Below are 8,167 nucleotides of genomic sequence, written 5' to 3'. Positions count from 1 at the left end.
AACATCAACTTGGCGCAGCTTGGCGACAATCTCTTCAGCCGTGTGCTTCTTCCGTCCCATGACAACATCCTCCACATGGCTCGAAGCCATACCTTAGGGAGGACCACTTTTCAGGAGGCAGGCCAGGAGGGCACGCAGGGTGATTTCCGCGACAATCCTCGCGAACACGCGCCGCTCGAACAGCGCCAGGACGTATATCCGCGCGGCGCTGAGCATGGCGGCGGCGAGCAGAAGCCCGAGCAGAAGCCCGGACAGGACGAACAGGGGCGCCGGCAGCGCCGTGTTGGCCACCGAGTTGATCAGGAGCTGCACCGACACCGGCACGGCAAGGCCCAGGAGCGCCACGGCGGCCCCATAGACGACGGCCGTCCAGACGAAGCCCGCCTCCGGTTTCAGGAGGCGCGCGATGAGCCTGCAGGCTTCCGCGAACGTCAGGGGCGTGTGTTTGATCGCATCCACGGGTCGAGGACCTTCCAGATCGGATCGAGTGCGTGCAGGGAGGCCATGGCGCCGCCATGTTGCCGGGCCCGGCCGTGGAGAAACGGAAAAACCGTCGTCATGCGGGAGCGCGGAGCCGACCCGGAACACCCGGCTCATGCCGGGCTCGAACCTCATGGGGTTAGATCGAAGCGACTGGCGGTCCACCGGAGGGCGTGTGGCGGATGCCGGTGAGATGCCCTCCAGGGCGAGGATCGCACGCGCGGTCAGCCATGCCCGGGTGGCACGGCGGACCATGTTGATGTCGGCGATTGCTGGACAGCCGGACGGCTGTCGCGTCGAGGTGATGCGCCCGCTTCAGCAGCGATAGCCGCCCGACGTCTGCCCGTACTGCTGCACCGGGAAGTGCTGCTGGTCGGCGTTGCCTTCCTGGGCTGAGCTTCTGCGGCAGCCGCCGACCGCGCGGGTCAGCATCTCCCCCGAGAGGATCGAGCCGGTCGAGAGCCCATCCCAGGTCGTCTGCGGGAGGGGCCGCGTCGGAGAGCCTACACGCAGGTCGGCGAATGCGGCGGAGAGCGGCGCGACACAGAGCGCGGCCGCGACCGTCACGATGGATAACTTCTTCGACGCCTTCATCGCTTGTCTCCAATCAAATTTACGGTTGTGACGACCTGTCCGTGGATCGAGGTCGGCCTGGCCACCACAGTTTTCCAGACAGGTCCGCTTCATCCACGCAAATGATTTGGAGACACTTGGTTCGCAGTACAATTTCGCGGGTTCAATGACGCTCATTGCGAAAACAAATGAGGATGAATGCTCCGCGTATGCCGATCGAAATTTAATCCCCGAGATAGACACCTGGTCAAAGGGCAATGTGTGTTCCGTCACATCGCGCCATTACGATCAGTGAGGATTTCGCGGAGGCTTGAGGCCGGAGCTTGAGATCCGACCCAGGTGAGCTGATGTGACGGCGATGCCGGGCCCGCCATTGCCTTTCGACCTCGACCTGCTGCGCACGTTCGTCGCCATCGTCGACAACGGGAGCTTCACGCGCGCGGCCAGTAGACTGGGCCTGACGCAGTCGACCGTGTCGCTGCAGATCAAGCGTCTGGAGGACGGCATCTCCCGTCGCCTATTCGACCGGGACGGCCGGGAGCTCAAGCTGACGCCCGAAGGCGAGGTTCTGCTCACCTATGCACGGCAGATGCTCAAGCTCGGTGCAGAGGCCCTTTCCCGGATCGTCACGCCGGAATTGACGGGCCTCGTCAGGCTGGGCACGCCCGAGGATTTCGCGACCACGCACCTGTCGGAGGTTTTGGCGTGTTTTGCTCGCGCCCATCCGCAGGTCGCGCTCCAGGTGAATTGCGACTTCACCGTCAACCTGCTCGACGACTTCTCGAAGGGGAAGTACGACCTGATCCTGTTCAAGCGCGAGCCCCAGGGTCCGAGCGGCGGGACGCGGGTCTGGCGGGAGGTGCTCGATTGGGTCGCGTCACCGCGTCTCGTTGCGGAAGCCGGTGACCCGATCCCGCTCGTCCTCTCGCCGGCGCCGGACGTCTATCGCAAGCGCGCGCTGTCGGCCCTCGATGTCGCCGGACGCGATTGGCGCATCGTCTACACCAGCCCGAGCTTGGCCGGATTGCAGGCCGCCGTGCAAGCCGGGCTCGGGGTGACGGTGTTGCCGACGGAAATGGTCCCTGCGGACATGGTGTCGGTTTCGGGCCGCCTTCAACTGCCTAAGCTCCCCGATACGGAGATCGTCCTCTACCAAGCGCCGGGCCACGTGTCGGCGGCGGCGGAGTTATTGTCGTCGACGATCGTCGCGGCGCTGGAGCGGCGCGTCGTGGCCCCTATGGCTATCGTCCCTTGAGGACATTGGGGCCTGCACCCGACTCGAAGGTTTGCTGCGCTCGCGCCGTCAGTCCGCCCCCTCGTCGGGGATATTCAGGAGGTTGCCGCAAGCCTTGCAGTGCACGGCGTCTGGCTCGTGGCGCTGCAGCCCGCAGGCGTCGCAGGGGAAGCGCACCTTGTAGGGTCGGAACACCACCTGGGCGAGGCGGAAGAACAGCGTCACGCCGCAGATCATCACGAAGACCGAGAGCAATCGTCCCGAGGAGCCCGGCAGTGTGATGTCGCCATAGCCCGTCGTTGTGAGCGAGGTAACGGTGAAGTACAGCGCGTCGACCGGCGTCTGGATGGCCGGGTTGTGATCGTGCTGCGTGGCGTAGACGATGCCCGTCATCGTGAAGACGAACACCACGAGGTTGGTCGCGGCCAGGATCGCGTCCTCGTTCCGGCGGAACAGCCCGCTGTCCCGCCGCAGGTGCTCTAGCAGGTGATAGGTGCGCAGCAGCGGATCATGCTTGCCGATTGCCAGAGGCTTCGGTTGATCACCCAAGCATACGGTTCGATCTGTGCCCGGCGCAAATCCTCCCGGAGCGCGGCCGCCTCCGAGACGGGCGTGGTCTCGGGCAGGGTTACGACAATGACATGGGTGTAGGCGGGATCCCGCAGACGCATGAGAGGGGTGACGATCCTACCCGAGGCGTGCGTGCCGGGTGCGGAGATGAGATCGCGCGTCATCTGGCGGCGATAGGCCCCGGTCGCATCGAGTAGGAGCAGTGTGCGTCTAGTGGGTGCGGCGTCGAGAACGACGAATGCACTGCGCGCCTCCGCGACGATGCGCGAGAAGGCGTGGAATACGGCGGCTTCCTCGGTACAGGGTGAGCGCAGATCCTCGTGCAGCATTTCACCCCACTCAAAGTCTGGTCGCGGTCTGCAACGAAACCTGACTGTATGAGGACGTCTGCCCAGACCTGTTGATGTAGCTCAAGGTAGTCGGCTGCGGTCGGCCTACGCTGTCGAAGATGGTCCGACATCGCGAGATCGCCGGCAGCTCTCGCCAGAGGGGCCCGGACCGGGGATGCTGTGCAGTTAAGTGACAAACCTAATACGAGCAAGGCGCGTTTCGCCAATGCGGCTCATTGAGGAAGTCAATCGACTTTTCTCATCCGCGCGCTTGAAACGGCGAGCGTAGATCACGAACCTATTTATACGGAGATCCGGGCTCCTCTGGTAGTCTCATGTGAGATTGCGATGTCGGATGCTCTCGGAGCGCGCCTCATCAGTGCCAGACCAGAGGATTGTCCGATGCTGTTCCGCATTGGAAGCGAGCCGATACCTGGGCATGAACGCGTAGGTGCGCGCACGCGGAGTCAACTTACGGGCACTGCGGCGATCCTGGTTCTGTTCATCGCATTGATAGGCTGCCAGGACAAACAGGCCGCCTCCTCCGCTCACACAGCAGCGACGGCTCCCGCAGTCAGCATCATCGTCGCGGAGCCGAAGGCCGTAACCCTGGTCAAGGAATTGCCGGGTCGGATCACGCCGATGCGCATCGCCGAGGTACGGCCGCGCGTGTCCGGTATCATCGTCAAGCAAACCTTCGAGCAGGGTAGTCTCGTCAAGGAAGGGACCGTCCTATATCACATCGATCCCAAGCCATTTGAGGTCGAACTCGACGCCGCCAAGGCGGCGCTGGCCAGGGCCGACGCGACACTGTTCCAGGCAAATCGTCAGGAGGATCGCCTGCGGCAGCTCCTCAGCGGGCAGACCACAACCCAGGCGCAGTACGATCTAGCACTGGCGGCAGAAAAGCAGGCCGAAGCGGACGTCGCAGCTCAGAAGGCCGCCGTCCAGCGTGCCCAGCTCAACCTTGACTTCGCAACCCTGCGAGCGCCGATCACCGGGCGGATCGGGCGGGCGCTCGTGACGGAGGGCGCCCTCGTCGGCCAGAACGAGGCCACACACCTCGCCACCATCCAGCAGCTCGATCCCATCTACGCCGACTTCACGCAGTCCGTGACCGAGCTGAACCAGCTCAAGCGCGATCTCAGCGACGGCCGGCTGCAGAAGGTGTCGCCCAACGCCGCCGAGGTGCGCCTCGTATTCGACGATGGCACCCTCTACCCACATTCCGGGCGGCTTCTCTTCTCCGATGTCACGGTCGACCCCGGCACTGGCCAAGTAATCCTGCGCGGCGAATTCCCGAACCCAAACGCGGAACTCTTGCCGGGCACCTACATGCGCGTGCAAATCGAGGAGGGTATCGACGCCGATGCCATCGTGCTGCCGCAGCAGGCGATCCAGCGCAACAATGCCGGCGGCAGCGAGGTCTACGTCGTCAACGACGAGGGCCGCGCCGTACTGCAGCCGGTGCGTGTCGGCCGCACGCTCGGCAACGAGATCGTGGTCGAGGACGGGCTGAAGCCCGGCTATCGCGTCGTCGTCGAGGGCTTCCAGAAGTTCACGCCCGGCAGTGTGGTGCAACCCGTGCCGTGGTTGCCAGCCAAGCAGGCGGCGGCGCAAGCCCGACCGAACTGATCCCTTTCCAAGCGCCCCGCTCCCTCCGGAGGCCTGCCGCCATGCCCGGCTTCTTCATCGCGCGTCCGATCTTCGCCTGGGTGGTGGCGATCTTCATCTGCCTAGGCGGACTGCTCGCGCTGCCGTTCCTACCGGTCGCGCAGTATCCGGTGATCGCGCCACCCTCGATCTCGATCTCGACCGTCTACCCCGGAGCCTCGACCCAGAACCTCTACTTCAGTGTCACCCGGCTGATCGAGGAGGAGCTGAATGGGGCCGCCAACGTCCTCAACTACGAGTCGACGAGCGACACCACCGGCGAGGTCGAGATCATCGTCAACTTCCAGCCCGGAACCGACATCGCGCTGGCCGCCGTCGATGTCCAGAACCGTATCAAGCGCATCGAACCACGCCTGCCGGAGGCGGTCCGCGAGCAAGGCATCCTCATCGTCGAGGCGAGCAGCGCCATCCTACAGTTCGTGACGCTCACCTCCAGCGACGGCAGCCTCGACGAGGTCGGCCTTGGCGATGTCGCCACCCGCAACGTGCTGCCGGAGCTGCGGCGTCTCCTTGGTGTCGGCCGGGCGCGCCTGTTCTCGACCGAACGTGCGATGCGGGTCTGGCTCGATCCGGACAAGATGCTCGGCGTCAACCTGACCGCGCAGGATGTCGAGGACGCGATCAAGGCGCAGAACGCGCAGGTCGCCTCGGGCTTGCTCGGCGTGCAACCGAGCCCGAGAGCTCAGCGCACGCAGAACATGGTGCTGGTGAAGGGCCAGCTCGAGTCGCCCGAGGATTTCGGCTCAATCGTGCTGCGCGCCAACCCGAACGGCTCCACCGTGCGCCTGCGCGACGTCGCACGACTGGAAGTCGGCGGCCTATCCTACGCCTTCTCAACCCGCCTGAACGGCAAGCCCGCGGCCGCCATCGCCGTGCAGCTCGCGCCGACCGGCAATGCGCTCGCCACCGGCAAGGCGGTGAAGGCCAAGATGGAGCAGCTCGCCCGCTTCTTCCCGCCGGGCCTCAAGTACGAGATCTCCTACGATGTCACGCCGGTGATCACGGCGTCGGTCAAGAAGGTGCTGCTGACGCTCGCCGAGGCGGTGGTGCTCGTCTTCGTCGTCATGTTCCTGTTCCTGCAGAACTTCCGCTACACGCTGATCCCGACCATCGTGGTGCCGATCGCGCTGCTCGGCACCTGCGTCTCCCTTCTCCTGATGGGCTTCTCGATCAACGTGCTCACCATGTTCGGCATGGTGCTGGCCATCGGCATCCTCGTGGATGACGCCATCGTGGTGGTCGAGAACGTCGAGCGCATCATGGCCGAGGAGGGCCTCTCGCCGAGAGCGGCCACCGAGAAGGCCATGGGTCAGATCACGGGCGCCGTGATCGGCATCACGCTCGTCTTGATGGCGGTGTTCGTGCCGATGGCGTTCTTTCCCGGCTCGGTCGGCATCATGTACCAGCAGTTCTCGGCCGCCATGGTCGTGTCGATCGGCTTCTCCGCCTTCTTGGCGCTGTCGCTCACCCCGGCTCTGTGTGCCACGATGCTGAAGCCGATCGCTAAGGGGCACGGTCACGCCAAGGAGGGCGTTTTCGGCTGGTTCAACCGCAGCCTGGACTGGCTGACGCGCCGCTACGGCACCACGACGCGCTGGATGGTGGCGCGCTCGGGCCGCTTCATGCTGCTCTACTTGGCATTGCTGGGCGGCCTCGGCTACGCCCTTTGGCGGCTGCCTGCGGGCTTCGTGCCAATCGACGACCAGGGCTTCGTCATGGCCGACGTTCTGGCACCTTCGGACGCGAGTGCGAATCGGACGCTCGATGTTGTCCGCTCGGTGGAGGAACAGCTCGCCGGAACGCCGGGCGTCGACAAGCTCACGTTCATCACGGGCTTCAGCTTTTTCGGTCAAGGCGCGATGACGGCACAGGCCTTCGTCACCCTGAAGGACTGGTCGGAGCGCGATGCCGATCAGAGTTCCGCGGCCATCATCGACCGGAGCAATGAGACTTTCGTAGGCTTGCGTGACGCGGAGGTGTCCGCGCTCGCCCCACCGCCGATCGCCAATCTCGGCACGACGAGCGGCTTCAGCTTCCGTCTGCAGGACCGCTCGCAGCGTGGCTACGAGGCGCTGATGGCTGCCAAGGATCAGCTTTTGGCGGCCGCTAGCCGCTCGCCGATCCTGCGCGAGGTGACAGTCGAGGGTCTGCCGCCAGCCCCACAGATCCGGCTCGACATCGACCGCGAGAAGGCAGCCGCCCTCGGTGTGACGTTTGCCGATATCAACACCACGCTCTCGGCACAGCTCGGATCCAGCTACGTCAACGACTTCCTCAATCGCGGCCGTATGCAGCGCGTGGTCGTCCAGGCACGTGAGGATAAGCGGGTCAGGCCGGAGGATCTGCTGACGTATAGCGCCCGCAACAGCAGCGGTGCCATGGTGCCGTTCGCCTCGTTTGCTCGGGTCACCTGGGTTGTCGGTCCAACCCAGGTGATCGGCTTCAATGGCTACCCGGCCGTTCGCATTACTGGCAGCCCGGCACAGGGCTACACCAGCGGCGACGCGCTCGCCGAGATGGAACGGTTGACGAGCGAACTGCCGGGCGGCTTCGGCTACGAGTGGACGGGTCAGTCGCTGCAGGAGAAGCTTGCCGGCTCCCAGGCCGCATTCCTGCTCGGGCTCTCGATCCTGTTCGTGTTCCTGTGTCTCGCCGCACTCTACGAGAGCTGGTCGATCCCGTTCGCCGTCATGCTGGTGGTGCCGCTCGGCATCGTCGGCTCTGTGGCGGCCGCCTACCTGCGCGGGCTGCCGAACGACGTCTACTTCACGGTGGGCCTGATCACCATCATCGGTCTGTCAGCCAAGAACGCGATCCTGATCATCGAGTTCGCCAAGGACCTGCGCGCGCAAGGCAAGCCGTTGATCGCGGCGACGCTCGAGGCGGCGGAACTACGCTTCCGGCCGATCGTGATGACGTCGCTGGCCTTCATCCTCGGCGTGGTGCCGCTGGTGATCGCCTCCGGCGCGAGCGCTAAGAGTCAACAGGCCCTTGGCACAGGTGTACTAGGCGGCATGATTACCGCGACTGTGCTCGCCGTGTTCATGGTTCCGATTTTCTTCGTGGTTGTGATGCGGTTCCTCTCGCGGGGACAGAGGACAAGCAAGCCAGAGCTTGCCGACGCCGCTTAGTGGCAGCCGTATCAGCTCGAATTATACGAAGCGCTTCCGCAATGAAGCGGCTGACGTCCCCCCATCGCTTTGGTCCGGCGTGAGTGCGAGTTTTCCGGTTTTGTGAGACCCTGAGGGGAGGAGCAGAGCCGTGAAGAAGAGCAGGTTCACCGAGGAGCAGATCGCCTTCGCGCTGA

The 8,167-nt window shown here is 64.6% G+C and carries 5 protein-coding genes and 2 pseudogenes; 3 read left to right on the top strand and 4 right to left on the bottom strand.

The window, feature by feature from the left end; translation table 11 throughout:
- Positions 1-93: 93 nt before the first annotated feature.
- Together ACP56T_RS21680 and ACP56T_RS21675 are read right to left on the bottom strand one after the other, a co-directional pair.
- Positions 94-615, bottom strand: a complete 522-nt coding sequence (locus ACP56T_RS21680) for a hypothetical protein (protein WP_430914091.1) — start codon at positions 613-615, stop codon at positions 94-96.
- Positions 616-795: 180 nt separating this feature from the next.
- Complete coding sequence (locus ACP56T_RS21675; protein WP_043387816.1) at positions 796-1,074, bottom strand: hypothetical protein; 279 nt, start codon at positions 1,072-1,074, stop codon at positions 796-798.
- A 337-nt stretch (positions 1,075-1,411) separates the two neighbouring features.
- Between ACP56T_RS21675 and ACP56T_RS21670 the strand changes: the two genes are divergently transcribed.
- The gene (locus ACP56T_RS21670) at positions 1,412-2,308 is read left to right on the top strand and encodes a LysR substrate-binding domain-containing protein (RefSeq protein ID WP_043387815.1); all 897 of its coding nucleotides are present in this window, start codon (positions 1,412-1,414) and stop codon (positions 2,306-2,308) included.
- A 48-nt stretch (positions 2,309-2,356) separates the two neighbouring features.
- Here the strand turns inward: ACP56T_RS21670 and ACP56T_RS21665 are convergent.
- Together ACP56T_RS21665 and ACP56T_RS21660 are read right to left on the bottom strand one after the other, a co-directional pair.
- A pseudogene (locus ACP56T_RS21665) lies at positions 2,357-2,791 on the bottom strand (potassium channel family protein); the annotation flags it as partial.
- A pseudogene (locus ACP56T_RS21660) lies at positions 2,783-3,186 on the bottom strand (ArsA-related P-loop ATPase); the annotation flags it as partial. The pseudogenes ACP56T_RS21665 and ACP56T_RS21660, both read right to left, overlap by 9 nt.
- A 402-nt stretch (positions 3,187-3,588) precedes the next feature.
- On the opposite strand from ACP56T_RS21660, the gene ACP56T_RS21655 reads away from it, so the two are divergent.
- A complete protein-coding gene (locus ACP56T_RS21655) occupies positions 3,589-4,821 on the top strand; it encodes an efflux RND transporter periplasmic adaptor subunit (RefSeq protein WP_081948791.1) in 1,233 nt (410 codons plus the stop codon).
- A gap of 41 nt (positions 4,822-4,862) precedes the next feature.
- Positions 4,863-7,991 (top strand): multidrug efflux RND transporter permease subunit, encoded by a 3,129-nt coding sequence (locus ACP56T_RS21650; protein ID WP_043387813.1) that lies wholly within the window; start codon positions 4,863-4,865, stop codon positions 7,989-7,991.
- The last annotated feature ends 176 nt before the right edge of the window (positions 7,992-8,167 follow it).

Source organism: Methylobacterium endophyticum (assembly GCF_050591105.1).
GTDB lineage: Bacteria > Pseudomonadota > Alphaproteobacteria > Rhizobiales > Beijerinckiaceae > Methylobacterium.
Note: the sequence above shows the minus strand (reverse complement) of the source record. Positions and strands in the feature narration are given on the sequence as shown.